General features: G+C 54.8%; 1 tRNA gene and 1 rRNA gene. Both read right to left on the bottom strand.

The features are described from left to right. Window positions 1-81: ribosomal RNA gene (rrf, locus tag OGY08_RS00280) — 5S ribosomal RNA — on the bottom strand; the annotation flags it as partial. A gap of 38 nt (window positions 82-119) precedes the next feature. Further along, a tRNA-Thr gene (locus tag OGY08_RS00275) sits at window positions 120-195 on the bottom strand. Window positions 196-281: the final 86 nt, after the last annotated feature.

Below are 281 nucleotides of genomic sequence, written 5' to 3'. Positions count from 1 at the left end.
CACACTACCATCGGCGCTACGGCGTTTCACTTCTGAGTTCGGCATGGGGTCAGGTGGGACCACCGCGCTACAGCCGCCAGACAAATTCTTTACTAAGTGCCGAACTTTAACCGAAAAACTGGTGCTGATACCCAGAGTCGAACTGGGGACCTCACCCTTACCAAGGGTGCGCTCTACCAACTGAGCCATATCAGCACACTAAATTTGATGCCTGGCAGTTCCCTACTCTCGCATGGGGAGACCCCACACTACCATCGGCGCTACGGCGTTTCACTTCTGAG

It is taken from the genome of Citrobacter sp. Cpo069 (assembly GCF_030332785.1).
GTDB lineage: Bacteria > Pseudomonadota > Gammaproteobacteria > Enterobacterales > Enterobacteriaceae > Citrobacter > Citrobacter portucalensis.
The sequence above is the reverse complement of the archived record's forward strand: the minus strand, read 5'-3'. Positions and strand labels throughout refer to the sequence as shown.